The following is a 24,967-nucleotide window of genomic DNA, read 5'->3' as shown; positions in this document are numbered from 1 at the left end:
TTAATTAGGAATAAAATACTGCTCCGCCCTTTCAGTCCCATTCAGGACCTAGCAGAAAAGAAATAAAATGAGTAGTATTTCTACTCATTTTCAAAATTAGAGGAACACTTGCAATTTTCCAATCAGAGAAGAAAAGATTTATTATTATTTGTTGACCAATGTAATTAATAACATTAAATCGAACATTTCCTCGAATAATTGAGATTGAGATGAAATTTGTGAGACCAGAGATTGATACTTTCATGAGTTTTCTCTCTAATAAAAATATAATTACCAACTAACTCATAAAATATCTCAATCCTAGGATTATTTCCAAGCACAAATAAATCTGAAAAATAGGAAAAGCAATTTAATATACCAATTAAATTATTTTTTTGAAGCAAAAAACCACTACGCATTAATGCTGTAGAAGACTGTATTTAATGTTCACAATTACCACTCATCAACTATGTTAAACTTACCCCAACTGAAATACATCAAAGCAACTGGCTTAAGCAAAATATTCGGGTGTTATTTACTCTTCCTCCAAAATCTCTTTTTGGACTTTTTATGATCTTCATCATAATAACCATAGCCATAGCCACCGTAACCCATACCGTATATATAACCGCCATAATAACCATATCCTTTCTTCCGCATTTGGATATCGTTAAAAATTACAGACATAGGTTTGATTTTACCGTCTTTGTAAAGTCCATTCACCATACTTAGTGCTTGCTTCATACTCACTCCCTGCCTCACAATCAAAAGCGTGTGGTCAATAAAGGGAAGTATTTCCATGGCATCTGCAACCAATCCTATTGGAGAAGTATCTATTACAATAGCATCAAATTCATCTCTGAGAGCGGTAAGGAATTCACCCATTTTCCCCCCTGCGAGTAACTCTGAAGGGTTGGGGGGAACAGCTCCGGCACCCACGAAAGAGAGATTTTTTGTTTTTCCACTGGTAATCACCTCTTCTTTACTGGCATACCCCGCTAAATATTCACTTAGTCCTTGATTGGGATAAGTTTCAATAAAATCAGTAAGATTCGGTTTCCGCATATCAGCACCAATTAAAACTGTTTTTCTTCCTGAAGCTGCTAATGTATATGAAAGATTAAGAGAGCAAAAAGTTTTACCCTCTCCACTTACTGATGAAGTTACCATAAAAGATTTTGCCTGCTTTTTATCTTTTCCCTGAAGATACTTTAAGTTAGCCCTTAATGCCCTGAAAGACTCTGCAACCAATGATTTAGGCTGATCTTTCACTATAGTATTAGTATCTACAACTTTATGTGCAATATTCCCCAATAATGGCATATCAGAATTTCTATCCAGATCATCTCTATCCATTATACGTGGGTTGGTAAAGTCTTTTACAAAAAAGAAACCTATAGGTAAAAGTAAACCCACTGCCATAGCAATCAGTAAATTCCTCTCCGCATTAGGTCGTACTGGGTTACTGGAATAGGAAGGTGCTTCAATAAGTTGGTAATCGGACGTAGCAGAAGCCTTGGAAATAGCTGCCTCAGTCTTTCTTCTCAAGAACAAGTCAAATAAACTTTGATTTAACTCCAACAGCCTCTCGAACTGGTTCAGTTCTCGCATTTCTCCTTGCAATTCGTTTATTGAGCCCATGAAAAAATTACTTTTTTGATTGATTTCCTTCAACTGTTGTTGGTTCACTTTTTTATAGCTTCGTAAAGATTCATAAATATTTTTCTCTAATCTTTTACGTAAGCTATCTTCTCTATTCACCAAAGGATTTTTATAATTTTCTGAGTTGCGGTATACTTTATCTTCCTGCCTTTGTTGTACAAATTGATTCACTAATTCATTTAAAAGCGGAGCATCTAATCCTATTAAACTTGGAGCAAACACTTCTGAAGCTTTATTCTGATTAATATAACTTTTCAGGTAATCATAGTAACGCTCTTGCAATAGTATCTCTGCCTTTTGCTGATCCAATTCATTTAGTTTAGTAAATATGGTTTGGCTTCCAAGTGTTAATTCGCGGTTTTCCAGTTGTAATTGATCAATACTTTCCTGAAATCGGATAATGGAATCCGAGATCATGGCCATCTGCTCATCTATAAAATTGATGGTATTTTCCAGGTTCTGATTTTTTTCTTGTAACCCGAGCTCTTCTACTACCTGATAATAGGTGTTCATGAACTGAATATCTTTTTCCGGAATGACCGATTCCATAGACATATTCAGAATGGCTGAACCCTGCTGTGCCCACGAGATATTTAATCGCCTTTTATATTCATTAACAAGACTTTCTTCTTTATTAATGATGAAGAAAAATTTATTTTGCTCCATAGAAGCATTACCATTACCTCCTTTGAGTTGAAATATCCAGTCTTCTATTCGATAAGTTTGGTTGTAGTTATAGTTTTTGTCCTCAAGAAGATTCTCCCATTTCTCAGAATCTTCCACATTGAATTGGAATTGTTGATTTGATTTCTTGTTGACAAATATTTTCAGACCATATGGAACATCTGAGCCTATTAAAGTATCTATTACTACCTGATAGCCATTCCCGCTACTTTGTTCTACAGTTTTCACATAACCTTCTGCAAAGTAACTCACCCTGAAGTTTAACCTGCTTAATGTTTCCTCAATTTTTTGATTGGATTTCAATAAGGGTATTTCCTCGTAAACTTCCTGCGTACCTCCAAGGAAATATCCGGCATCTACTAAACCCGGAATTACAGATTTATTTTCAGTAAATTTCTTGGTAATAAACTGTCCTTTGATGGAATAAACAGGGTTGGCATAACGATTATAGAGAATTCCTAAAGTCGTACAGAAAATAAAAAATAATAGGATCAGAGGCCATCTTCTTAATATTTTAAATACATATTTAAGAATATCAATCGGCTTCTCTTCTTTGACCGCTTCATCCTGAAAATCAAATCCATTCATTTACAAATTATTTTAATTGGTCTGATTTAAAATAATCAGAATAAGTGACAATGTTGAGGCTGCTACTCCTACAATAGTACTAGTTGCCGGAAGTATATAGTTTCTTGTTTGTCTTGCTCGTAAAGGAGGAACAATAATCAGATCATTCGGTTGAAGATAATAACCTTCCTGTGCCAGCACGTCTTCCCTAAGAGTATTTATGTAATACACTTTTGCCTCACTGCCATCAAACCTTACCACTTTCAAACGGCTCCTGTCAGCAAAATCCGTCAAATTTTCCGCTAAACTTATGGCATCTATTACGCTTGTTTCAGAATCAAAAGAAGTATACCTTCCTTCATTATTAACCTCTCCTAAAATAGTAAAATGAAAGCTCAGTAACTGAATACGAATCATGGGGGTTTCGAAATAATCTTTCAATTTCTCTTTTATTAATTCTTCAGCTTCCCTAATACTTAGGCCTTCCAACTTTACCACACCTATTTCAGGGAGTTCCAGATTCCCCTGTCTGTCAATGGTAAACCCGGTTTGTTGCCTATCTAACATAATAGGTGCCAAACCCGAATTCTCTTGTCCGCCATTGCTACCAAGTCCCTGCATCCGCATATTTTGTCCCCCACCATTCTCAATACCTTGATTATACTGATTTAATTTACGGATTTGACCTAATTGCTCTTCATATTTTTTCACGAAGTCAAACTCAGCAGGAGTTAAGCTGGCAATCCTTAAGGAAATTATGTCTTCAGGCTGAAGTTCATAAGGTTTATTATGAAGCTGATAAGATCTGATAAAGCTATCAGACTCCATAACTTCACCTATATCAGGATCCTCGGGATGTTGTAAATAAACAATTTTCCGGTTAGGGACACATGAGAAGAGGACTGTACCTATTACAAATAAGATACAGCTATTAACAATTATATTTTTTAACATTCAACAATTTCCAGTAGTGATAGTTTCTGACTATTAAAAGACAAATTTATGCAAACTTACCTTGTTTACCTAAACTTATCCTATTGTGGAGGTTGATTCAAATATGAAAAATTAAGAAAGCGTGAAGACCTAACGAAGTTGTAGAAAAGAAATTACACGAATTACAAACTAATTATTGTTCCACTATTTGCGCAATTAGGACTAACACATTCTTAATTAGCATGGGAAGTAAAGTAAATGCCAACACACTATACTTCTAACTCCCTTGGGCAATCTAATCGCCAGCAAGCCTATTTACATATTGATTCCTCTCATACAAAATCTGCATAATACCATCCTTTAAACCACTATCCGGCACAATAATACTGGTGGCTTTAGCCCATTTCATTACGGACATATAAATATCTAAAGCAGGTATAATCACATCTGCACGATCAGGATTCAGCTGCAGTTTATTAATTCTGTCATCCATACTTAAATCACTGATATACTTTTGGATTTCTGATATTTTCTGCAATGAAACAGCCTTACCGGGCTTCTTTCCGGACAAATCCAATACCTTATTAATATTACCTCCTGTTCCTATCGCCATTACTTTTCCAAACTCCTTTTTTACTTCAGTTTGAATCCATCCTTTCATTTCATCCCATTTTTCCTGATTACCGGATGCATTTAACCTTCTTACTGACCCCAAAGGAAAGGAGCGCGCCTTAATTTTGGTATTGTTTACATATAGGTTGAGTTCAGTGCTCCCCCCTCCCACATCAATATGTAAGTGAGTCTTATCTGTCATATAAGGAAAGATGGCTCTATTAATAATATCTGCTTCCTTGTCTCCATCAATGATTTCTATAGTTAATCCCAGTTTCTCTTCCACCTCACGTATAATTTCCTCACCATTTTCAGACTCTCTCATGGCAGAGGTGGCACACCCCATATAATCATCCACTTCATATAAATCAATCAATAATTTAAATGCGTGCATGAGTTTCATAAATTTCTCTCTGGAACTCTCACTTATTCTGCCCAGTGTGAACACATCCTGCCCTAATCGCATAGGAAAACGAACATATTCAATTTTCTTGAAAGTGAGTTTCCCTTCATAGGTCGTTACCCGGGTAATCTGTATTCTGATGGCATTGGAACCAATATCTATTGCGGCTAATTTAAGCATGGATTAAAGAAGCAAAATTTTAAGCTAAAAACGATCAGCAAAAAGGAGAATTTATATTTTTTTTATAAAGAAGCCTTCTCCAATTCAATCTTCATCACTTTTTAGTTACGTTCTGAATCAATTAACAGATTTTGAATACCCAAACATATGTTAGCCGTTACAATTAAAATGGGGTCATTGGTAAATAGCGTTTATAAAATAGATTGGAGTGTCCCTTATTTTAATAAAAAATAATTATCTTTGTTTAGAATAATTTGTATGAAAAAGATCATTTTACTTTTATTTCTCTTTATCATCACTCAGGATGTAATCAGTCAAAATTTTTATTCCAGAAGAATAAACAGAAAATGGATAGCTACCGGAGGTATAGGTTATGCCCGTTCTTTAAGTGACTTAACTAATCCCGGAACTTATTTTGATACTAAACTCAATATTGAAGGAGGGATTCAATATAGAGCTACAAGCCATTTAAATATAAGAACCAACCTACTACTGTTTCAACTATCAGGTGATGATGGTGAAATAGACCCTGAATTAAATACCCGCTCCCGTAATCTTTCCTTTGTATCGAATAATGTGGAATTAAGCGCAACTGCAAGCTATAGCTTGTTTGAGCATGTCCCCAGGTTTAGACAGAGAAAAGCAGTGAACCCTTATGTATTTGCAGGTGTGGGGCTATTATATTTTGACCCAAGGGCAGAGATCCCTTCAACTGTTTTTATACCAGGCGAACCTGAACCCGTAATACTAGAAAATGGTGGAAAACAAGTATCGCTAGCTAAATATGATACTGAGCGACCTAATGATTATAGTAGATTCGCGGTGGTCATTCCCGTAGGTGCAGGCATTAAATTTAAAGTTTCAGATTTCTTAGATGTTTCCGCAGAAGTATCCAATAGAATTACTTTCACTGATTACCTGGACGATGTTAGTGGAAAAAGTTACGCAGATCCCTCTTTATTTGATTTTACTCAGCAATTTGATAGAGAAGCTTATGCACTGTCCAACCCCACCGGCACTAATAGTGACACAAGAGGAAATCCTGAAAACAATGATTATTATTTGATAGTTAATATTAAAGCAGAATTTTACTTAAAAGGAGATTTCTTTGATAAGTTGTTCGGTATTGAAGGGAGAAAATTTAATCTTAAATCAGGGAGACGTAGAGGCCTGTTTAATAAAGGCCCTGCTAGAAGAACCCCTTAAGGCATAAGTTTTGCACATTATAAATTATATAATAAAAAAGCCATCCTTACTACTTGAGTAAAGATGGCTTCTTCGCTTTTATTTTTTTTAGTTATTTCTACAATCCGGAATTATTCAGATTCATTTTGCGCCATTTCTTCCTGGCTCTCATTAGCATCTATATCACCACTATAGTTGAATACTTCCACAATACTGCTTTCTATCACTTCCGGCACCTGAAATGTAACTAACATGTTATTCAGGCTTAAATAAATCCTGTCATAAGCATCCTTCACATTATCTGCAGTAACAATCATTTGATTAGTGATTTTCTTTTCCTTACCACTCTCTTCAGCCACATAATAAGTCACCTTACATTTGTGCCAGATGCTGGAATCCTCATAATGAAAAACATCTACAATTTTACTTTTGCTGATTCCTGTGATCATGAACTCGCCACGTACTCGTTCACCCATTTCTTCATACATCCGCGTTTCCGCCTCAGTAAAAGATACAGCATCAACTAAATAAGGCTCAGTAACTGACTTTAAGCGTCCGTTTTCATCCTCTTTCTGGTACTTTACTTTGCACAAAAACCACTGCTTCATTTTCTTCTTAATTAATATGAATTGCAAATATAAGCCAAATCAAAATCGAATCGAAACCACATTAAAATTTGTTTAACTTTGCAGGCATGATTAAAAGTAAAATAGTATTGCCTTGCCCTCCTTTTATTGCTCCAGTATTAAGAAAAGAAGTGGAAGATTTAGGCTATTCCGTTTCACATGAAGGCCCTTTGGAAGTCTCTTTAATGGGAACAATGAGTGATTGCATGAAGCTTAACCTTCATTTAAGAACTGCAAATAAAGTTTTATTCCAATTAAAGGCTTTCCGAGCCACCTCACCCGATCAACTTTATCAACAGCTTTACCAAATCAGATGGGAGAATTACCTTTACGAGAATGGGTACTTGTGTATTACCTCCTATGTGAACAATGAAAAAATTCTTAACACCCAATTTGCCAATGTGCGGGTTAAGGATGCTGTAGTAGACAGGCTAGTGGACAAAACAGGCAGCAGACCTGATTCAGGACCATTGAGAGACCAAATGGTTTTATTTCTTCATTGGCAGGAAGACCAGGCAGCTATTTACCTGGATACCTCGGGAGAAACCATTGCCAAACACGGATACAGAAAAATACCTGGCAAGGCACCTATGATGGAGTCCTTAGCGGCAGCAAGTATTTTGGCCAGCAACTGGCAGGCAACACAAAGCTTTACTAACCCCATGTGTGGTTCAGGAACGCTTGCCATTGAAGCTGCATGTATAGCTACAAAAAAAGCCCCCGGACTAAACAGAGAAAAATTTGGTTTTCACTATTTTAAAGGTTTTGATGAAGCAGCATGGGAAACTTTAAAAGAAGAAGCCATTAAGCAAGAAGTAAAACCTACTGTTGAGATTATTGCGTCAGACCATAGCAGGCTTGCCATTCAGGCAGCCGAACAAAATGCGGAAGTGGCAGGCGTTTCGGATTTTATAACCTTTAAAAAATGTGATTTTAGAGATACACCCATTCCTGAAGATGAAGGCGTGGTTTTCTTAAACCCTGAATATGGGGAAAGATTAGGAGAAGAGGCAGAATTAGCTGTTCTTTATAAGCAGATTGGTGATTTTTTTAAGCAGGATTGCAAAGGTAAAACCGGATACATTTTTACCGGAAATTTGCAGTTAGCGAAACGAATTGGCTTAAGAACTAAAAGAAGAATACCTTTCATGAATGCTAAAATAGAATGCCGGCTGCTGGAGTATGAGCTATACCAGGGAACAAAAAAGGTAAAGGATGAAAGTAAATCGTAAGGAAAAAGAAATTATTGAAAAAGCACTAAATTCTTGGTCAGCCGAGCAATTATTAAGTGAAGAAAAGAGTAGTGAGCTTAAAAATTCTTTAGAGCAAAAACCATTTAATTGGCAGGCAGTAGCGTATTATTCTTTTATATTTGCTGTGGCCAGCTTACTAATTGCTGTAGCAAGTATTTTTGCTGACAAAGCCTTGCTAGCCCTGATCGATTCATTAATTTCTACCTCCTACGTAACCAAATTTATTGTTTTCGCCTTGCTAAGTGGCTTATTCTTTTGGCTGGATTGGAAATATGCGGGCAACACTCTTAAAAAGAAGTATAGCAAAGAAGTTTTCTCCTTCTTAGGCGCTATTTTTCTCGCTATCGCTACCGGATTTCTATGCTTCTTATTGGGTATTGAAGAAAGGCCTGGCATCCTTATTTTCATCCTGTCCATTATTTATTTCAGTATTGCCTTTTATCGCAAAAAAGAACTTTTATGGTTTTTTGGACTCATTGCACTAATGATTGGTTACGGTGCAATCACCTACAACTTAAGCAGAGACAATGAGCTGTTTTTAGGCATGAACTTTCCATTACGGTTCTCCTTTTTGGGCTTATTAATACTTGGTGCTACTTATTTCTTAAAACAGGTTAACTCTCTTCAATCCTTCATCAACCCTACTTATTTTAGTGGTTTGCTGATATTCTTTCTCTCCCTGTGGTTTCTTTCCATCTTTGGAAATTACAGTTCTTATTCCGCCTGGCTGGAAATAAGGCAGTATCAACTATGGTTTTATAGCTTTCTTTTACTGGGAGCTAGCATAGCAGCAATAGTTTTAGGTTTAAAGAAAGAGGATGTTCTGTTAAAAAACACAGGAGTCACTTTTATTTTCCTCAACCTTTACACCCGCTACTTTGAATACTTTTGGGACACGATGCACAAAGCTGTTTTCTTTGGCCTAATTGCTATTTCATTTTGGCTGATAGGTAAAAAAGCTGAGAAAATCTGGGACAGAGGAGATTAAACAGAGCCTATTAGGTAACTACAGGAAGATCAATGATATATGCCTGAAAAGTCAGCAAAAAAAATGATTACCATTGTGCAATCTAATTTTAGATTGTACACACAATTAATATGAGAAAAGAAAAGTCGTCTGCTTAAAATCAAACTATAGTAACTCTGTTTTTTTTTAATAAGTCACAGGTTTCATTAGCTCACGGGTTACAAAGCAAACCATTCTCCCATCAGTTAAGATTACTGCATTCATGACAAGAAAACTCAATTAAAGGATTATGAATTACTTAGGAATTCTCGTCCAGCGTGAGAGTTTTATTCAAAACTGTTTTGATGAGCTTATCGATTACTTTATCTGAATTTTTGGAGAACTCATTAGTAATTCTATTAGCAATAATTGCATTGCAACTTAATACTTCATGCCCCATCATTCGGCCAAGTGCATAATAGCCGGAGGTTTCCATCTCGAAATTTGTCAACCACAAATCTCCATAGTGGAAGGTAGAAAATTTCTCACCAATTAAAGGATATTTTATGGGTGTTCGTAATTGCCTTCCCTGAGGGGCGTAAAAACCAGGGCATGTAATGGTATTACCTACTGCCATGTCTTCGGAGAAATGGTTCAATAATTTAGTAGAGCCTTCCACACAATAAGGACGAAAAGGCAGCTCTGCTTCCAGTTGCAGTGCCGCTTCCACGTTCAATTCTGCTTCAGTTCTTTTTAGTGGATAAAAATACATAAGTGTATCCAAACCAATAGCGAACTGTGACAATATAAGTGAGTCAACCGGAATATCCTGCTGCAATGCTCCGGAAGTTCCAATTCTTATTATCTTCAGAGATTTCCTCCTGCTCTTATTTTCTCTCTTTTTAAGATTAATATTCACCAGAGCATCCAGTTCAGTCATCAGTATCTCCACATTATCCGTACCCATACCCGTAGACATTACTGTGAGCTTTTTGCCTTTGTAGGTACCTGTATGCGTAATGAATTCCCTTTTGTTCATTTCAAAAGTGATCTCATCAAAATATTGACTTACTTTATGTACCCTGGTAGGATCCCCTACTGTTAATATTACATCTGCAATATCCTGAGGCCTCAAACTTAAATGATAAACAGAGCCATCTTTATTTAAAATTAACTCGGACTCAGGATAAAATATCTTCATATTATTTTACTTTATTGAGTTTACCTTGAAACCCTTTTAAAGGGTTATAACCATTTGTTGCCTTTTGATAGTATCCTGTTCCATTATAGGGTCTTTTCTCAGGATGTTCTTTACATTCAACCGAACAGGCACCTTCCATTTCTTCACCGCATTTCTCACATATAGGCACATGCACATTGCAGGTTGGGTTAGCGCAATTCACCATTCTGTCTGAAGGTGTTTTACACACATAGCACTTTGAAAGAATACTAGGATTCACTTTATTAACATCTACCGCCAGCCTGTTGTCAAAAACATAGCACTTCCCTTCAAAGTCCTCTCCTTCAGCTTCCAACCCATATTTAATAATTCCTCCATGCAGCTGATACACATTATCAAAGCCCTGATCCAGTAAGAAAGCACTGGCCTTTTCACACTTAATACCTCCGGTACAGTAAGTTACTATCTTCTTTCCTTTAAACTGCTCTAATTCACTTACTTTTTCAGGAAAGTCACGGAAATTTTCGATATCAAGAGTAACGGCATTTTTAAAACGACCTAATTCATGCTCATAATTAGATCGAACATCAAGGATAACCAGGTCCTCCTCTTCTTTTATCATTTTTCGGAATTCTTCCGGCTCCACATAACCTCCGGTTCTCTTCCGGGGATCAAGTTGAGTCAGGCCCGAATGTACGATTTCAGGTTTAACACGAACGTTTAATTTTTTGAATGTGTGTGCCGGATGTAGTTCCTCTTTAAAATCCACATGGCTAAAACGAGGATCGGCTTTTACTGCTTTCATGTAAGCATCACAAGCCTCAACTGTTCCGGAAACAGTGCCATTAAGCCCTTCCTTAGCAACAATTATTCTTCCTCGTAAATCTAATTGGATGCAAAACAGATGGTGTTCGTCTCTGAACTCATCAGGATTTTCAATTTCCGAATAGCAGTAATAAAGTATTACTTTGTAGTTGTTTTCTGTATTTTCCATAATTTCTGCCTTAGTGTAAATAAGGTGATTTAGTGGTTTATTAATGAACTTTTAATTTTATTCTATTGCTAATCCTTTATAGAGGAACATGCAAAATAGATAGTATTGTTAAGAATTTAGCTGTGAATCTGTTAATAAATTATTATTTATAAAATAGTTAAGACAAGATTTTTAAAAACTCTTTATAACTTAATTGCCTCTGCAGGATTACCAAATACTGTTTCTCCATCTTTCACATCTCTGATTACTACTGAGCCGGCACCTATATTAGCTTTCTTTCCTATTTTGACCCCTGCCACTATAGTAACTCCAGACCCAATGAAGGTTTCTTCCCCTACAACTACTCCGCTGTTAATCTGGCTCCCCGCGCCAACCTGCACAAAATCGCCCAGTTCTACATTATATTCTATGATAGCTCCGGCATGCAAAATGCAATGGTTAGGTACTTTAGCATTAGCTCCCACCACTACCCTCGCATCTACAAAGTTACCATAACCCAAGTGGGCTGAATCAGAAACTATGGAATGGGCATGCAAGGCATTTGCGGGCATCACTTTTCTTCTATCATTCAGCAGGTTCACCATTTTTTTACGGGCTTTCATATTGTCTTCCGCTACAAAAGCATCGCATTTTTTCCCTATGTACTTTAGAAACCCATCATCATCCGTATTTCCCAGTACAGAAATATAGTCAATCTCAGTCCCATGCATGCTCTTGTCATCATCCAGAAAACAAAACACCTCTACCTGATTGCTTTTAAATATTTCCGCAACCGATGGGCCTATTCCTTTCGCTCCTAATATTATTACTGGTTTTTTATCCATCTCTCCATTTTTTAAAGCTGCAAAGTTAAGGCTAAATCCAGCGTTCCACAAACAAGAGATTACATCTTTATTTATGTCAGAAGCAATGAGATAACATGAAATACTGGTGGATTCCCTAGCCTTTGTTTCTTTGATTGAATCTTTTGCTGACAAACCATAGCACCAGAAACCATAAAAAAGGCATATAAGCTACTTTGTAGCGGAGTAATGAACCGAAATTAGGTGTAGAAAGGGCTATTACTGTAGCCAGAACTGTACTGTAGATTATAATGCCCAAAATCCACCAAATCTCTTGATGAGTGATTTTAATAACAAAGAGTAATCTGATAGCAAATAAAAAAAGTAGTACAAAAAGGAATTGTTCTGCGGCAGCAATATGTGAAAACAGGTTAAAAGCTTCCCACGGAAAAGGACGAAACATACCAGTGAACCAGGCCAGCGGAATATTTTTTATAAAAAAGAGAAAAGGGGTTGTTGCATCAATAAAGACTATTTTTGCTTCAGTGGAATGTTGTAAAATAGTGTCATGACTAACTTTTATCAGTTCAAAAAAGCGACCACTGCTGAAGACGGGATGGAGAAAGGACAAAGCCAAACCTCCACTAATTATTAATAAAAAGTAAATAGTTAATTTCCAATGAAAGCGAATATCTTTCAAAAATCCTGGTTGAACAGAAAACAATAAGGTAAGTAAAAGAATAGGCACAAGAACTATCGGGACATAATACTTCAGCAACCATAATGCCCAAAACAGAAGTAGAATCGGGATTATTAGTAGCCATCTTGAATTTTTATGATACCATTTGATAATGAAATAGCCCATAAAATACAGTAGTGTGACCATAAAAGTCTCCTTCAATACGCCCGAAGACCAAAAAGTGACGGAAGGAATAAATAAGAAAGCTACATAAATAGCTGATTTATGATCTGGCAGAATAAGGGTTAATCTTTTTACAAATTTCCAGGCTGCAAAAACAGCAAAAAGGCTCATATAAATTGCCATTGTAAAATATTCACCCTGAGTTAAGGCAAAAAGGTAGCTTAGCCAGCGCACAAAGAAATAGGTACGTGGTTCAGTTTGTGCTGAAAATTCCTCTACTGTTAAATGAATTTCCTGAAAACCGAACCATTCCGCAAAGGAAACCTGCCCAATTTGAAAATAATTATAAAGCTTCCCAGCCTGATCGAAAAAGTAAAGTGTATCTCCCGTACCTCCATAATAGCCCCAGTAAAGCCACCCTAATAAAACTCCGCACACTATTTTAATAAAAATGGCTGTAATGAAAACAGCCTTGTCCTCTACTTTCAGCCTTCTTTGAAAAAGCAGCGCAAGAATAAAAATCAGGGCAATATGAATGGCTATACTTATCATTACTTCATAATAGAAATTCCCACACTGCAGGAAAGACACTTTTTAGGGTTACAGTAAGCATTATGTAATTGAATGTAAGCCTGAGAGTCAAAGGCTGTTTTAACAGAACTACCCAAATCAGCAAATTTCCTGGTAATAAAATTCTCTTCTGCCTTAAGTTTACTCAGAAATTGAATGGCTTGTTCAATATATTTATCTTCACCAATACTTTTTGCATAAAATGAAAGAAGTGGAGGCACTGTATTTAATAGCAATACCTGTACAGAAGAATCACCTATTTTTTTGACCTTAGATTGAGAACGCTTATCAAACTGAAAGTGATTTTCCCAGTAGCTATGAGGTGCTACTTTAAATTCTTTGAGCAATTTTTCAGGCTCCAAATCAAGCACAAAAGCATCAAACAGCGATGGCAGATGATGAAGCAATGAGGCTAACTGAGCAATTCTTATGCTGGGAAAGTTAGCAGGCCTCAACCTTAGAAATCGCCACTCATGAAGTTGCATGGTAGTACCGATTGTTTGGTGATGCTTGTGTTGGAGAAACTGCCAATCTTTCTTCAATTGGTTGGGGTATTCATCTTCATAATCATCAGATAAAAAACCTGCTACGCCAAATAGGGCTGCTTCCAATAACGCAGGATGATGTTTAATTTTTTTGACGAGAGAGTAAGGGAATAGAGTAGCTAACCTCTCAAAAGGGTGCTGGTTCACTTTAAAACCCATTGCTGAAAGCAACATGATATAGCTCACCTCTTCCCAGTTTTGCCCGGAAAGCTCAAAAAAACCGGCCGCTTTGCTTGCTTTGTCATTCAACCTTTCCACCAATACACGCTCCAGCATTTCAGTTTTGTAGAACGAGTCTACCATAGGCCATTGGCCTGAACAGGCTATCTCATCGGAAGACTCCACAAGGTTACTGTATGAACGTAGAAGGTCTAAATTGACACGGCTTTTCAATTCAAGAGTAGGTATTTCAGTACCATCGGGATGTAAAATTACTTCATCCGCCTGCCAAACCACATGCAAAACTACATTCTGGTAAGCGGCATCAACCTGATGTTTGTGTTTGTTCCAGTCAGAAGCTTTAATATGAATTTCCACTGCCCCAGCCCATTCCACCTCACCTATTTTTACTTTGGCCTGTAAAAAATCAGGGCCTGCATTGGTATGCCCGAAACCAGTTTTTATTACCTGAACCGGAAGGCCTGAAACGGTTACTGCATTGTGAGCATTAAATTTCTGATAGCGCCATATGTAGTGTAGAAAGTCCTCTCGCATCAGAAATCATGTTATAAAGTCTTAATTAATTGTGTTATTTTATTATTGAACTAATTGTTTCTTAACCTCTGTAAGCAGTTATTAAATCTACAAGCATTTCCATCTGCTCCTTGGAATGTGTCGGGAAGTTGGCTATACGGATATGCTCGGGCTTATATTTCCCGTACCCTGTACCAATATGAATATGCTTCTCCTTTAAATACTTAATTAATTGAGTATTCTCAAAATCAGTTTTAATAACCGAAACTGTTTTAGAGCGCACATTTGCTTCCTTTACAAAATGTTCCATCTGAGGATGTTCCTCTACAGCAATATTGAGAATAGCTGCTTTATAATCAATCTCCCTTCTGATGGCCAGGATGCCTTTTGTAAGCATATCCTCCGCTACTTTTGCCAGCGTGAAGATTCCCAGAATATTTGGCGTTTCAAGTGTTTGGTATTCAGCAGCTTTTTCTACCATTTCCGGTAATTGATGGTAAGAGCCTATCATTACTCCTTCAGCAGCTAGTTTCTGTGCTTTTTCAACACATCTATCATTCACAATCCAGATGCCTAAACCAGCTGGTAGCCCGAAAGCTTTTTGTACAGAAAAGTAAATTGTATCAATAGAATTGAAATCAACAGGTACCACTGGCAATGCAGAAACACCATCTATAGCCATCAGTTTATCAGGATATTTATTCCTCAATTCTTCAATCAGCTGCAAAGGAAAAGCTGCTCCGGTACCTGACTCATTCAGGCAAATAGTAATTATTTCTGCAGCTTCAGGCACTTTAATCTCTTCAAGAGAAGGCACCTTTCCATCTTGTACCTTCAGGTTATGTGTATTCTTTTGCAACTGTGAAGCTATTTTTTCAATACGTGAAGCAAAAGGACCATTGCTGATATGATAGCTATCGGACCTTACACAATTCTGAATAATTCTTTCCCAGGCTTCATTGGCAGAAGAAGTGATCAGCACATGAAAACTGTCTGGAATTTCCATTAATAGTTTAAGGTTATCAGCACATGCTTTGTAAATATCCTTAAACTGCTGCCCCCGGTGCGAGGTGTTTACCACACCTGTTTTGAGGGCTGTTTTAATGTGCTCTTCAGCGGTAAAATACAATGCTGTGGGGCCGGGGGTAAAATACAAATCAGGCATGGGTTTTGGCGTTTAGTACTTTAATCTTTTTAGTATAATCTTTCAATGTAATGCCATAAAATAATGTCATCGGTACCAGTGTACTTAAAGCACAAAACAGGTACATCTGCGAAAGAGAAAAAATTTCTGCGATATTTCCTAATAAAAAGGCTCCGATTCCTATACCTAAATCAATTGCAGAGAAAAAAGTACTGGTTGCCACGCCTCTTTTTTGTGGTCTCACCATGTTGATAACCATGGTTTGAAGGGTTGGCATTACAATTCCATTTCCAAAGCCTAAAACAAAAGCTGCTATTAAAAAACCTGTAAGGGCCGTACTTTGCGATAAAAGTATTAGTCCGCACACTGTACCCGTAAAGCTTAAACCCATTACAAAACCTGGCCCGCTTTTATCCATCATTTTCCCTGTAAGCGGACGAATAATGCTTACACCCGCTGCATAAATCAAGAAAAACAGTCCTGTGTTTTCTATAGATAATTCCTTAGCATAAAGTGTTATGAATGACATGACTCCGGCAAATGGCAATGCTAGAAATAGCATGATCATGGATACCTTCACCACGTTAGGTTCAAATACATTGGCCCATTCCAGCTTATTTTTCCTGTTGCTAACTTTAGGATGGTTCACAAAAAAGGACATACAAACTGCGATAAAACAAAGAATTCCAGCAGTAATAAAAAGCACTTGATAGCTACCTGTATTCTTTAATATTTGCAAACCAATCAGTGGCCCTACAGCCATGCTTAATGTCATAGATAATCCAAAAATTCCAATCCCCTCTCCTCTTCTGGTTTCAGGCACTATATCAGAAGTAATTGTGCCTCCACCGGTAGTAACCACGCCCCAAATACCACCATTGAGCAATCTTAAGAAAAGCAGGAAACCGAAGGAAGCTGCCAGACCATAAGAAGCCATGATGATCGCATATAAGAACATAGCAAACAGAAAGAGATTTCTTCTTCCATATTTATCAAATAAGTAGCCACTAATTGGCCTGATCAACAAAGCTGAAAGCGCATAAATACCTATTATATAGCCTACTTTATCTGCATCTTCACCCAAAACATCTGTAACAAAAGTAGGTAAAGTGGGTAGTAAAAAGTAAAAAGAAACAGCCATTATGAGATAGCTGAAACAATGGAGAAGGAAATCCCTGGTGTAGAGTGGTGCTTTATTCATTTTCAATTATTCTGAACAAAATTAACAGAAATATGCTACTTAAGTTATTTTGGAAATGTTTTATAGGCGGAAAAGGTCTGTAATGAAGCTATTCAATTTAATCCCGCAGTAATTCACGCAGAATTTCTTTTGCTTCTTTTACACTCACTTTGTGATATAATTGTCCATTGGAGACCACATTAGGTCCGGATTTGCAAAAATCCATACATTTGGTTTTTACAATAAGCGCTTCTTTTTTAAGACCATTTGATTTGATATAAGCCTTAAGAGCAGATTTTACTTCCTCACTGCCATTTTTACTACAACTTTTGGCACTGCAAATAAAAATAAATTTTTGAAGGGTATCGGATTGCATACTATTAACTAATGTTAACCGCTTTAACCCCAATAAGAAAAATTAGTTGAGCTAAATTGGTAATAGCGCCATATTATCAGGAAATTTCATCGCTTACATACAGAATTCCTCTATCTACTCTATTTTGCCTCCGGTTTTCTTGTTAAGGAGATCTACTAATTTGGATAATGTATTTTGAAAAGTCTCTATTTCTTCCTGAGTAACCGTTTCACCCTGAAAAGATTCAATAATTGACTCAGGAATAGATAATGCTTCTTCTTTTAAATTTTTACCCTTTTTTGTCAGAGATATCAAAACCGTGCGCTCGTCCTTCTTAGATCTGTTTCTTTGAATCAGTTCCTTTTGTTCCAGCCGTTTCAATAAAGGTGTTAAGGTGTTGGATTCCAGATATAACCTTTTCCCAATAGTATTCACACTTTGCTCATCATATTGCCAAAGTACCATCAAAACCAGGTACTGGGGGTAGGTGATCCCCATTTTATCAAGATAAGGTGTATAAATTTTAGTTGTGAGGCGCGAAGCCGCATATAGGGGAAAGCATAATTGGTTTTCTAAATAGAGCAGCGCAAATTTGTCTTTCATATGTTGAGGGTTTCTAGAATGGTTTTCTCCATTTTTTCCGGTTTAGTGGTAGGAGAAAATCTTTTTACCGGATTGCCATTTTTATCAATCACAAATTTCGTAAAATTCCATTTTATTCTACTACCAAAAAATCCTCTTGAAAGTTTCGATTTTAAAAATTTAAACAAAGGATGAGCATCTTTTCCATTTACATCTACCTTCTCAAACATAGGGAAGCTCACTCCATAGTTTACCTGACAAAATTCCTGTATTTCATCCGATGTGCCTGCCTCCTGGTTAGCAAATTGATTGCAGGGAAAACCGAGAATTACTAAATCCTTTTCCTTGTATTTTTGGTACAGCTTTTCAAGTCCTTCATATTGAGGAGTAAGACCACATTTGCTGGCAGTATTGACTACTACCACAGTTTTCCCTTTATACTCACTCATATCTACCTTATTGCCATTAAGCTTTTGAGCTTCAAAATCGTAAAAATTCATATCTGTTTTTTATTTTAAAAGCAGAACTTACCTACTATTTATTATGGAAACACTCTGCTATAAATCATTCATTTCAATCATTAACTAAAAGAGCTCTTGCAGAAATCAGGAAGAGCCTTTCTTTCGGTTTAACAAGTATTTTAACGCACCGGTTGACCAAAGCGCCCATAAAATAAGCACTGGTTGAAAAAATAAACGGATTAATCGCTTTCTATCTGTATCCAAACCAAAACCATCTAATTCATTGGTATATTGAGAAATATTGCCGGGAAAAATCAGTATATAAAAAATAGCCAACACTATCCCCACTTTAACCTGATGTTTCCAGAGGAAGATCATGGCCAGACCAAAGCAAATCTCCACAATTCCTGAAGAAATGACTACAAAATCCATAAATCCCGGATCAGAAGGCAACCACCTTGGTACTTGTGCCTGAAACTCTTCCCTTTGAAAAGTAAGGTGACCAATACCTGCCAGAACCATAAAACTGCCCAGCACAACTTTCATTATTTTCTGAAATAGATTAGTCTTTGCCATATCGCTTAAAATTAAGTCGTAAACGATTCAAATTTATTTACTTTTTCATTAAAGACAAAGTTAAGCATGGTATTAATCCCTATTTACAGCTAAAAATACATTAAAGTAGTTATTATGTGGAAAGGAGATCAACAATCCTTCACACATACATTTTTTAATAATCAACAGTAAGCCTAATCACAAAGGTGGTAAGTTCTTCTATTTCCCCTTCTTTAAACCGCCAGATATCGCAATACCCAAAGCGCGTTTCGGTTCCGTCTTGCTCAGTAAATGTAATAAAGCCCGTAGCTGTTTCATAATCCTCTTCCGCCATCAATTGCTTTACACCAAATACATGAGATACTTTGTAGGCTTCTTTTATCCTCTTCTACAATTGCTTTCTTACTTTCAATCCAATCTAAGCAAAGTGCTTCCTCCACAGCCTGCTCCCAGTTGATGGTATATTTTGCTGGTTTCTTCTTATAAAAAACAAGCCATACAGCCTTGTTGGGAATGGTGGTTTTCTCCAACCATTTCCTCCATGCTATACGGCTTGCCGGATAAAATACTTCTATCTCTTGTTACTGCATTTACTTTACCACTGTTGCTTCAAGCTCTACTGTTAAAGTAGCAAAAAGTGCTTTTACTTCAAGCAGAGTAGTAGCTTGCTCTATGTTGTATTTTTTCAGGAAAGGCACATAAACATCCATACAATTGCTGAAAAAATCCTGGGTAGAGGTGGTATAAATATTTAGCCTTACAATATTTTTACATTCATAGCCAGACTCACTGATCAATTGTTCTAAATTAGAGATTGTTTGTATAAGTTGCGTTCTTATATCAGCATTACTAGGTACTCCAGTAGCACCAATAGCAACCTGGCCTGAACAATATAAGGTTCCAGCTACACTTTTAACTTCCACTGCTTGTACTGAATTGGTGTTTTTGCCCCATGCCCATGGGTCGAATGATTTCTTTTCCATCTTTATTACTGATTTAATTATGATACAACAAAGATGAAGTGGGACTGCGACAGCCTTATGTCAGGGGTTGAAAAAGCTTAATAATATTTATCAAAATATTCCTGCAAGGTCATTTTATGTGGTTTAAACTTCTCAGCCATTGTCTCCATTTTGGCTATTCTATCCAGCCGGAAGTACCTAAACTCTTTTCTTACGTGACACCATGCAATTAAAAGCCAGTTTTCTGTGGTGCTGATTAATGAAAATGGCTCTATAATTCTTTGGGAAGTTTTGTTCTGCTCGTTTGTGTAATCAATTCGAACTAAAAGAAAGTTGGTAAGGGCGTATTGTAGCTGTGAAATATTATTGCTATTTCTCTCCCTGTTAATGTTTTGTTCAAATCGGGTGCGGTCGGCCAAAAGGTTGGCTTTGTCTTTCTCCGATTGCCTAAGCACTGCTTTTATTTTTTCTATTGCTTCAGTATAGTCTTTAATAAAAGACGTATCCTTATTTTTCAGTACTAGTTGTTCTGCGAGAATTAAGGCATTTGCCTGACTCTCCGAAAACATAACAGGTGGAACTTTATATCCTTCCATAAGAGAATAGCCTTTACCTTCTTCAGTAACTATTGGCACACCTGCCTGTTCCAGCGCCCTAATGTCGCGGTAAATGGTTCTTATACTCACATTAAATTTATCTGCCAGTCCGCGGTAGCTGTAAGTAGCCGCTTGGTTTGCAGTTGCGTAAGAATAGCAGCTAATCTGGAAAGCCGCGAGGTATCATTGTTATTCATAGCGGGTAGTACTGGTTTGATTTGAGAACATCATAATTTAATTAGTACAATAAGCTGCAAAAGTAGTAAGATGGCAAAAGTAAAATCAAGGTGGAGCTAAGTATAGAATATTTCAATACTAATATTATCCATATATTTGCTTTTCAATTAAAACTACTCCTAAACTCTAAAGGAGAAAGATTTACTTTGTTCTTAAACAGTTTGCTAAACGATTGGGAGTATTCAAAGCCTAATGAATAGGCAATTTCACTTACTGTCAGTTCTGTGGTAGTTAGTTTCTCTTTCGCCTTTTCTATTAATTTATCATGGATATGTTGTTGCGTGCTTTGCCCTGTGAGCGTTTTAAGTACACCCGTGAGGTAATTAGGTGATGTATTTAATTGAGCGGCTAAATTTTGAACTGTAGGAAGTCCGTTGTTGATCAGGTTATCATCATTGAAACATTCATCAAGCAGTTTTTCCAGCTTGTCCAGTATTTGGTGGTTGCTAATTTTCCTTGTAAGAAACTGCCTCTGATAAAATCTATCTGAATAACTCAAAAGTGATTCAATCTGCGATATAATTATCCCTTCGGTGAACTTATCAATATGTGAATGGTACTCTCTTTCAATGTTTCCAATAAATGAAGTCAAAACACTTTCTTCCTCCTCTGAAATAAACAAAGCTTCATTTACAGCATAACTAAAAAACTCATATTTCTTAATATTTTTTGCCAATGCTGCCCCCCAAAGAAAGTCAGGATGAATAAGTAGCATATAACCACTGCTTTCAAACCCTTCCTCGGCCTGAAAACAAAATACCTGCCCTGGTGCTAAATAAAATAAAATACCGTCATCAAAATCATATTGTTGCTGGCCGTAATTATATTTCACGTTTCCTTTCGACACTTTTTTGAGTGAAATCACATAGAAATCGAAAACAACGTTTACCTTTTCTTCACTCACATAAGGCTGTATTTCTTGCAAGGAGACAACACTTATGAGTGGGTGTTTAGGGCTGGCAATACTAAGAATCTGGTAGTATTCTTTTATGGATTTAATTCTATGTGGTTTCATTATTCATTATACTTTAATGCAAATTCTTTTGCAAAATCTTTCATTTTTATTTTACCCAGAACTGCTGGTTTATTTTTATAGTAATCTTCAAACAGGCTTCCATTGTGCATGGTGCTATTCATTTCGGTAAAATCCAAGGCTATCTGCTTTTGTGCACCAAATTGTTCCATCGCACTGGTCATTTGTTTATCGCTTATGAGTGCCCATTTGAGGTAAGGCTTTCCTATAGCATCCCCAAGAATAGAAGCCACTTCCTGGCATGTAAGTTCTTCACTTGCTACATATCTTATTTTTCTGCCATTTTGATCTGATGAAAATTCTTCAGCAATTGCCGAGGCAATATCTATTGGAGAAACCCATGCTACCTTGTCATCTGCACCATAATTGGAAAGTATAATACCGGAATACCCTTTTAATAAGCCACTGATTCCATAATGGCGTAAGTAGAACATTTTTCCGATAAATCCTTTTAAAAAGCCATTGCCTTTTACCATATCCATAAAAGCGTATAAGTTATAATCAAAAGAAACAGGACGAATGTGAGTGATGGCTACATCAGCAGGCAGTTTTTTCAATGTATTTTCCACAATATTGTGAAAAAGCAAAAGTCCCGTTCCACTTTCTTTTTCAGCACCCACACTGCTTAAATGCACTACTTTCTTTATGCCAGCCTCTTGAATGGCTTCAACGTAATTATTGGCAATATTCAGTGCCTCTTTTTTATAGTCGAGGTTTTTATCTTCAAAAAAACTGAAAGGCGGAAGCATGCAGTATGCAGCATCCTGCTCACTAAATGCTTCTTTCAAAAAAATGATATCTTCAATTTTACCAATGGCAGACAGAGCGCCTAAAGCTTCTATTTCTTTTTTTCTTTTCGCACAACTACTGATTACCATTACCTGATGACCTTCTTTTACCAATTGAATAACTAAGGGTTTGCTAATATTTCCTAATGAACCTGTTACAACTATTTTCATCTTTCTTTTCTGTTAAAAATTTATGATACAAAGTTGTGCTCATACAAAAAGAGGAATGTATCCAAACCTACGTTTGTTGTGTTCAAAAAATAATTCTTGATAATTGGCTTAGCAGATATGAATACAATTCATATCACGGTTCTCAAAAAAAAGATACTTTGGTTTTGGAGAAAAGATGCTGTGGTTTTTACCTTTCCCAAACCACATCAGGTTGCCAGGGAAAGGTAATGAGTAACAGGTAAATCAGGCTTTTTATAGGTGAGGGTCTTCAACATTGTTCGTAATTTGCTTCCCGGCCTGAATAGGATCTTTCCGCTTAAATGTTGATGAATACATTCATGAATAATATTAGGTACGGTATCTTAAAATAGCTCCACCCCTGAAAAACTATTTCAATCTCACCTCACAGCTTTTTCCTTCCAATAGCTGTATTTGCTTTTGTAAGGTAAAATCAGTTTTTTCTTTGCTCATCTGCTCCTGGAAAGTTTTCTTCAACTCTCTCCTCTTGATGGCTTCAGCAAATCTTCTGATGTCGGTTTCATTTTCCAATAATAATGGCGGCACTTTTATTAATTCGCCATTGTCGTTTTTTGCCACCATAGTGAGGTAGCTGGTATTCGTGTGCTTTACTATGGAAGTTCGCACATTCTCAGCAATTACCTTAATGCCTATCACCATACTACTGGTGCCTACATAATTTACTGACGCCAGCATAGACACCAGGTCCCCCACTTCAACCGGCTGCAGAAAATCCACGTCATCCACTGAAACGGTAACACAGTAAGCTCCGGAATGCTTGGAGCCACATACATAGGCCACCTTATCCATCAATGAGAGTAAAATGCCTCCATGTATTTTGCCTCCAAAATTGGCATAAGAAGGAATCATTAATTCTGTAATAGTAGTTCTGGAAAATTCGGGTGATTTCGCTTTCATGAGTGTAGTTTTATTTAACTTACTTAAATTGGCTGATCAATCGGGATAATGCTAATTTATGCAAAATATTTATTTCTCAAGATAGATTGTACAAGGGATTCATTCACCATAAATATTAGTAGAGCATAACCTAAACCGTAAGAGCCAGGACACATGAAATGAAACTTCTGAAAAGAAGAAAACATTAGGGGGGGCAAGAAGCTTGGTCTAAGAAAAAAAATGCTTTTCTACTTACCTGTCCAGGGCATTAATGGTAACATAATAACGGTAGGCAATCAAAGCTTTCTGCCATTTACTCAGTTTGGTAAGGTCTTTATTACCAAAACTTGGCAGAACTGCTTTATTAAATTTGGCAAGTGCTTTAAAAATAGCTTTTTTCATATGCTTAATTACCTTTCCTGCTTCAGGCTTAAAAAATCAAACTATTCTTAGCCCTGAGCTCAATGATTCTCAGTTTATACTCTGTTTTCTTAGAAAAGTTTAAGTTTCTGATAAACCATTTTTCAGAAAGCAGCTGAATACTTCATAACCAAAATAAAAGATTGTCAATTAATTTTTGAGCATAAAAAAGCCCCTGCGTATACAGAGGCTATTAATTACGGTGTAAGATTACCTTAAAGAATGTTTCTTAACTCTTCTTTTCAATTCCTCTCTGTCTGAAGTGATGCTCGGATCACTGAAAATACCTTTTGATAACTCGGCTACTGCTTTCTTTTTAAAGCCCAGTCTTTCCGCAATATCCTGACAGAAAACAATTTCACTCTTATATACCTTACCATCAATTTTCATCAACTGGACAATGTTATATAAGTACTCAAAACGCTGGTCTTCTGAAAGAGTATCAAGATTTTTATATGGCTCAGGATTTTTCATCATCCCATATATCTCATCTTCAGTAATGCCATTTGCCTTTCCTATTTTCTCAATAAGGTTTGCTTCTTTTTCAGCTAATTCATTATCGATAGTAGCTAGTTTAATTAAGATTTTAAGCTGTTCTTTAAGCATGGTATGTGTTTTAAACTGTAGTTAATGTTTTTATGGTAACTTAAAATAGATAACTCTATATTTTAAGCAATACCTCTGGTTTGGCAGATATTACTTAAAACGGAATTATTAAAAGCATTTAAATATAGTAATACTTTTTAGAATTCTATTTGATTTTCCACATCAATGTAATGAATTTAATTAAAATTATGGATAATTACAGAGCACATAAGCTGTATCATTAGCATCTATAAATAGGGTGCATGCTGAGACCACATATCCTCCAAAATTTAAAAAAAACAGACTACTGCTAATTTACGTAAGTCC

27 protein-coding genes are annotated in these 24,967 nt (G+C 36.5%); 3 read left to right on the top strand and 24 right to left on the bottom strand.

Translation table 11 applies throughout. The features are described from left to right. Positions 1 to 510: 510 nt before the first annotated feature. The 3 genes from IEV85_RS06115 to IEV85_RS06105 form a co-directional block, all read right to left on the bottom strand. Entirely contained in the window at positions 511 to 2,913 is a 2,403-nt protein-coding gene (locus IEV85_RS06115) for an exopolysaccharide transport family protein (RefSeq protein WP_188461268.1), read from the bottom strand. A gap of 12 nt (positions 2,914 to 2,925) precedes the next feature. Continuing rightward, a complete protein-coding gene (locus tag IEV85_RS06110; protein ID WP_188461265.1) occupies positions 2,926 to 3,846 on the bottom strand; it encodes a polysaccharide biosynthesis/export family protein in 921 nt (306 codons plus the stop codon). Between the two features lie 274 nt (positions 3,847 to 4,120). After that, positions 4,121 to 5,020: a Ppx/GppA phosphatase family protein gene (locus tag IEV85_RS06105; protein WP_188461263.1), complete on the bottom strand. Its 900-nt coding sequence runs from the start codon at positions 5,018 to 5,020 to the stop codon at positions 4,121 to 4,123. A gap of 258 nt (positions 5,021 to 5,278) precedes the next feature. Here IEV85_RS06105 and IEV85_RS06100 point away from each other — a divergent pair, with 258 nt between their 5' ends. Further along, positions 5,279 to 6,226, top strand: a complete 948-nt coding sequence (locus IEV85_RS06100) for an outer membrane beta-barrel protein (RefSeq protein WP_188461261.1) — start codon at positions 5,279 to 5,281, stop codon at positions 6,224 to 6,226. Positions 6,227 to 6,336: 110 nt separating this feature from the next. Here IEV85_RS06100 and IEV85_RS06095 read toward each other — a convergent pair whose 3' ends face one another. Beyond that, a complete protein-coding gene (locus IEV85_RS06095) occupies positions 6,337 to 6,813 on the bottom strand; it encodes a DUF4494 domain-containing protein (protein ID WP_188461259.1) in 477 nt (158 codons plus the stop codon). Positions 6,814 to 6,899: 86 nt separating this feature from the next. Between IEV85_RS06095 and IEV85_RS06090 the strand changes: the two genes are divergently transcribed. Both IEV85_RS06090 and IEV85_RS06085 read left to right on the top strand, forming a co-directional pair. Beyond that, the gene (locus tag IEV85_RS06090) at positions 6,900 to 8,063 is read left to right on the top strand and encodes a THUMP domain-containing class I SAM-dependent RNA methyltransferase (RefSeq protein WP_188461257.1); all 1,164 of its coding nucleotides are present in this window, start codon (positions 6,900 to 6,902) and stop codon (positions 8,061 to 8,063) included. After that, the gene (locus IEV85_RS06085; protein ID WP_188461255.1) at positions 8,047 to 9,072 is read left to right on the top strand and encodes a hypothetical protein; all 1,026 of its coding nucleotides are present in this window, start codon (positions 8,047 to 8,049) and stop codon (positions 9,070 to 9,072) included. The genes IEV85_RS06090 and IEV85_RS06085 overlap by 17 nt, the downstream gene beginning before the upstream one ends. A 277-nt stretch (positions 9,073 to 9,349) precedes the next feature. Here the strand turns inward: IEV85_RS06085 and IEV85_RS06080 are convergent, their stop codons facing one another. The 20 genes from IEV85_RS06080 to IEV85_RS05985 form a co-directional block, all read right to left on the bottom strand. Then, positions 9,350 to 10,231: a nucleoside phosphorylase gene (locus IEV85_RS06080; protein WP_188461253.1), complete on the bottom strand. Its 882-nt coding sequence runs from the start codon at positions 10,229 to 10,231 to the stop codon at positions 9,350 to 9,352. A gap of 1 nt (position 10,232) precedes the next feature. Then, positions 10,233 to 11,204, bottom strand: coding sequence for an oxygen-dependent tRNA uridine(34) hydroxylase TrhO (gene trhO / locus IEV85_RS06075; RefSeq protein ID WP_188461251.1), 972 nt, complete (start codon positions 11,202 to 11,204; stop codon positions 10,233 to 10,235). Positions 11,205 to 11,386: 182 nt separating this feature from the next. Then, positions 11,387 to 12,028 carry a NeuD/PglB/VioB family sugar acetyltransferase gene (locus tag IEV85_RS06070; RefSeq protein ID WP_188461249.1) on the bottom strand — a complete coding sequence of 214 codons (642 nt, stop codon included), beginning with the start codon at positions 12,026 to 12,028 and terminating at the stop codon, positions 11,387 to 11,389. A 115-nt stretch (positions 12,029 to 12,143) separates the two neighbouring features. Beyond that, entirely contained in the window at positions 12,144 to 13,439 is a 1,296-nt protein-coding gene (locus IEV85_RS06065; RefSeq protein ID WP_229712519.1) for a hypothetical protein, read from the bottom strand. After that, positions 13,400 to 14,677: a DUF2851 family protein gene (locus IEV85_RS06060; protein ID WP_188461246.1), complete on the bottom strand. Its 1,278-nt coding sequence runs from the start codon at positions 14,675 to 14,677 to the stop codon at positions 13,400 to 13,402. Before IEV85_RS06060 ends, IEV85_RS06065 begins: the two co-directional genes overlap by 40 nt. Positions 14,678 to 14,738: 61 nt before the next feature. Beyond that, a complete protein-coding gene (locus IEV85_RS06055; RefSeq protein WP_188461244.1) occupies positions 14,739 to 15,821 on the bottom strand; it encodes an aminotransferase class V-fold PLP-dependent enzyme in 1,083 nt (360 codons plus the stop codon). Next, positions 15,814 to 17,001, bottom strand: coding sequence for an MFS transporter (locus IEV85_RS06050; RefSeq protein WP_188461241.1), 1,188 nt, complete (start codon positions 16,999 to 17,001; stop codon positions 15,814 to 15,816). Before IEV85_RS06050 ends, IEV85_RS06055 begins: the two co-directional genes overlap by 8 nt. A 97-nt stretch (positions 17,002 to 17,098) precedes the next feature. Next, positions 17,099 to 17,356, bottom strand: a complete 258-nt coding sequence (locus IEV85_RS06045) for an NAD(P)H-dependent oxidoreductase subunit E (protein WP_188461239.1) — start codon at positions 17,354 to 17,356, stop codon at positions 17,099 to 17,101. A gap of 114 nt (positions 17,357 to 17,470) precedes the next feature. Continuing rightward, positions 17,471 to 17,938 (bottom strand): MarR family winged helix-turn-helix transcriptional regulator, encoded by a 468-nt coding sequence (locus IEV85_RS06040; protein ID WP_188461237.1) that lies wholly within the window; start codon positions 17,936 to 17,938, stop codon positions 17,471 to 17,473. After that, positions 17,935 to 18,417 carry a glutathione peroxidase gene (locus tag IEV85_RS06035; RefSeq protein ID WP_188461235.1) on the bottom strand — a complete coding sequence of 161 codons (483 nt, stop codon included), beginning with the start codon at positions 18,415 to 18,417 and terminating at the stop codon, positions 17,935 to 17,937. Before IEV85_RS06035 ends, IEV85_RS06040 begins: the two co-directional genes overlap by 4 nt. Before the next feature lie 105 nt (positions 18,418 to 18,522). Continuing rightward, positions 18,523 to 18,954, bottom strand: a complete 432-nt coding sequence (locus IEV85_RS06030; protein ID WP_188461234.1) for a DoxX family protein — start codon at positions 18,952 to 18,954, stop codon at positions 18,523 to 18,525. A gap of 154 nt (positions 18,955 to 19,108) precedes the next feature. Continuing rightward, positions 19,109 to 19,267: a hypothetical protein gene (locus IEV85_RS06025; RefSeq protein WP_188461232.1), complete on the bottom strand. Its 159-nt coding sequence runs from the start codon at positions 19,265 to 19,267 to the stop codon at positions 19,109 to 19,111. After that, positions 19,248 to 19,481: a hypothetical protein gene (locus IEV85_RS06020; protein ID WP_488212629.1), complete on the bottom strand. Its 234-nt coding sequence runs from the start codon at positions 19,479 to 19,481 to the stop codon at positions 19,248 to 19,250. Before IEV85_RS06020 ends, IEV85_RS06025 begins: the two co-directional genes overlap by 20 nt. A 42-nt stretch (positions 19,482 to 19,523) precedes the next feature. Further along, positions 19,524 to 19,916: a RidA family protein gene (locus tag IEV85_RS06015; RefSeq protein WP_188461228.1), complete on the bottom strand. Its 393-nt coding sequence runs from the start codon at positions 19,914 to 19,916 to the stop codon at positions 19,524 to 19,526. Between the two features lie 77 nt (positions 19,917 to 19,993). Beyond that, positions 19,994 to 20,581 (bottom strand): helix-turn-helix transcriptional regulator, encoded by a 588-nt coding sequence (locus IEV85_RS06010; RefSeq protein WP_345259398.1) that lies wholly within the window; start codon positions 20,579 to 20,581, stop codon positions 19,994 to 19,996. Between the two features lie 250 nt (positions 20,582 to 20,831). Next, positions 20,832 to 21,743 (bottom strand): helix-turn-helix domain-containing protein, encoded by a 912-nt coding sequence (locus tag IEV85_RS06005; protein WP_188461226.1) that lies wholly within the window; start codon positions 21,741 to 21,743, stop codon positions 20,832 to 20,834. Beyond that, entirely contained in the window at positions 21,743 to 22,720 is a 978-nt protein-coding gene (locus tag IEV85_RS06000) for an NmrA family NAD(P)-binding protein (protein ID WP_188461224.1), read from the bottom strand. The genes IEV85_RS06005 and IEV85_RS06000 overlap by 1 nt, the downstream gene beginning before the upstream one ends. 387 nt (positions 22,721 to 23,107) lie before the next feature. Further along, positions 23,108 to 23,656 carry an acyl-CoA thioesterase gene (locus tag IEV85_RS05995; protein WP_188461222.1) on the bottom strand — a complete coding sequence of 183 codons (549 nt, stop codon included), beginning with the start codon at positions 23,654 to 23,656 and terminating at the stop codon, positions 23,108 to 23,110. Positions 23,657 to 23,887: 231 nt separating this feature from the next. Then, complete coding sequence (locus IEV85_RS05990) at positions 23,888 to 24,037, bottom strand: SsrA-binding protein (protein ID WP_188461220.1); 150 nt, start codon at positions 24,035 to 24,037, stop codon at positions 23,888 to 23,890. A 228-nt stretch (positions 24,038 to 24,265) separates the two neighbouring features. Beyond that, positions 24,266 to 24,661: a TerB family tellurite resistance protein gene (locus IEV85_RS05985; protein ID WP_188461218.1), complete on the bottom strand. Its 396-nt coding sequence runs from the start codon at positions 24,659 to 24,661 to the stop codon at positions 24,266 to 24,268. Positions 24,662 to 24,967 lie beyond the last annotated feature (306 nt).

The sequence above is a fragment of the Marivirga lumbricoides genome, from assembly GCF_014636295.1.
GTDB classification, from domain to species: domain Bacteria; phylum Bacteroidota; class Bacteroidia; order Cytophagales; family Cyclobacteriaceae; genus Marivirga; species Marivirga lumbricoides.
Note: the sequence above shows the minus strand (reverse complement) of the source record. Positions and strands in the feature narration are given on the sequence as shown.

What these genes read in the sequence shown, in the direction of transcription:
- IEV85_RS06115 (WP_188461268.1), bottom strand. Translation starts at nt 2,913, where the DNA reads ATGAATGGATTTGATTTTCAGGATGAAGCGGTCAAAGAAGAGAAGCCG.
- IEV85_RS06110 (WP_188461265.1), bottom strand. Translation starts at nt 3,846, where the DNA reads ATGTTAAAAAATATAATTGTTAATAGCTGTATCTTATTTGTAATAGGT.
- IEV85_RS06105 (WP_188461263.1), bottom strand. Translation starts at nt 5,020, where the DNA reads ATGCTTAAATTAGCCGCAATAGATATTGGTTCCAATGCCATCAGAATA.
- IEV85_RS06100 (WP_188461261.1), top strand. Translation starts at nt 5,279, where the DNA reads ATGAAAAAGATCATTTTACTTTTATTTCTCTTTATCATCACTCAGGAT.
- IEV85_RS06095 (WP_188461259.1), bottom strand. Translation starts at nt 6,813, where the DNA reads ATGAAGCAGTGGTTTTTGTGCAAAGTAAAGTACCAGAAAGAGGATGAA.
- IEV85_RS06090 (WP_188461257.1), top strand. Translation starts at nt 6,900, where the DNA reads ATGATTAAAAGTAAAATAGTATTGCCTTGCCCTCCTTTTATTGCTCCA.
- IEV85_RS06085 (WP_188461255.1), top strand. Translation starts at nt 8,047, where the DNA reads ATGAAAGTAAATCGTAAGGAAAAAGAAATTATTGAAAAAGCACTAAAT.
- IEV85_RS06080 (WP_188461253.1), bottom strand. Translation starts at nt 10,231, where the DNA reads ATGAAGATATTTTATCCTGAGTCCGAGTTAATTTTAAATAAAGATGGC.
- trhO (WP_188461251.1), bottom strand. Translation starts at nt 11,204, where the DNA reads ATGGAAAATACAGAAAACAACTACAAAGTAATACTTTATTACTGCTAT.
- IEV85_RS06070 (WP_188461249.1), bottom strand. Translation starts at nt 12,028, where the DNA reads ATGGATAAAAAACCAGTAATAATATTAGGAGCGAAAGGAATAGGCCCA.
- IEV85_RS06060 (WP_188461246.1), bottom strand. Translation starts at nt 14,677, where the DNA reads ATGCGAGAGGACTTTCTACACTACATATGGCGCTATCAGAAATTTAAT.
- IEV85_RS06055 (WP_188461244.1), bottom strand. Translation starts at nt 15,821, where the DNA reads ATGCCTGATTTGTATTTTACCCCCGGCCCCACAGCATTGTATTTTACC.
- IEV85_RS06050 (WP_188461241.1), bottom strand. Translation starts at nt 17,001, where the DNA reads ATGAATAAAGCACCACTCTACACCAGGGATTTCCTTCTCCATTGTTTC.
- IEV85_RS06045 (WP_188461239.1), bottom strand. Translation starts at nt 17,356, where the DNA reads ATGCAATCCGATACCCTTCAAAAATTTATTTTTATTTGCAGTGCCAAA.
- IEV85_RS06040 (WP_188461237.1), bottom strand. Translation starts at nt 17,938, where the DNA reads ATGAAAGACAAATTTGCGCTGCTCTATTTAGAAAACCAATTATGCTTT.
- IEV85_RS06035 (WP_188461235.1), bottom strand. Translation starts at nt 18,417, where the DNA reads ATGAATTTTTACGATTTTGAAGCTCAAAAGCTTAATGGCAATAAGGTA.
- IEV85_RS06030 (WP_188461234.1), bottom strand. Translation starts at nt 18,954, where the DNA reads ATGGCAAAGACTAATCTATTTCAGAAAATAATGAAAGTTGTGCTGGGC.
- IEV85_RS06025 (WP_188461232.1), bottom strand. Translation starts at nt 19,267, where the DNA reads ATGGCGGAAGAGGATTATGAAACAGCTACGGGCTTTATTACATTTACT.
- IEV85_RS06015 (WP_188461228.1), bottom strand. Translation starts at nt 19,916, where the DNA reads ATGGAAAAGAAATCATTCGACCCATGGGCATGGGGCAAAAACACCAAT.
- IEV85_RS06005 (WP_188461226.1), bottom strand. Translation starts at nt 21,743, where the DNA reads ATGAAACCACATAGAATTAAATCCATAAAAGAATACTACCAGATTCTT.
- IEV85_RS06000 (WP_188461224.1), bottom strand. Translation starts at nt 22,720, where the DNA reads ATGAAAATAGTTGTAACAGGTTCATTAGGAAATATTAGCAAACCCTTA.
- IEV85_RS05995 (WP_188461222.1), bottom strand. Translation starts at nt 23,656, where the DNA reads ATGAAAGCGAAATCACCCGAATTTTCCAGAACTACTATTACAGAATTA.
- IEV85_RS05990 (WP_188461220.1), bottom strand. Translation starts at nt 24,037, where the DNA reads ATGAAAAAAGCTATTTTTAAAGCACTTGCCAAATTTAATAAAGCAGTT.
- IEV85_RS05985 (WP_188461218.1), bottom strand. Translation starts at nt 24,661, where the DNA reads ATGCTTAAAGAACAGCTTAAAATCTTAATTAAACTAGCTACTATCGAT.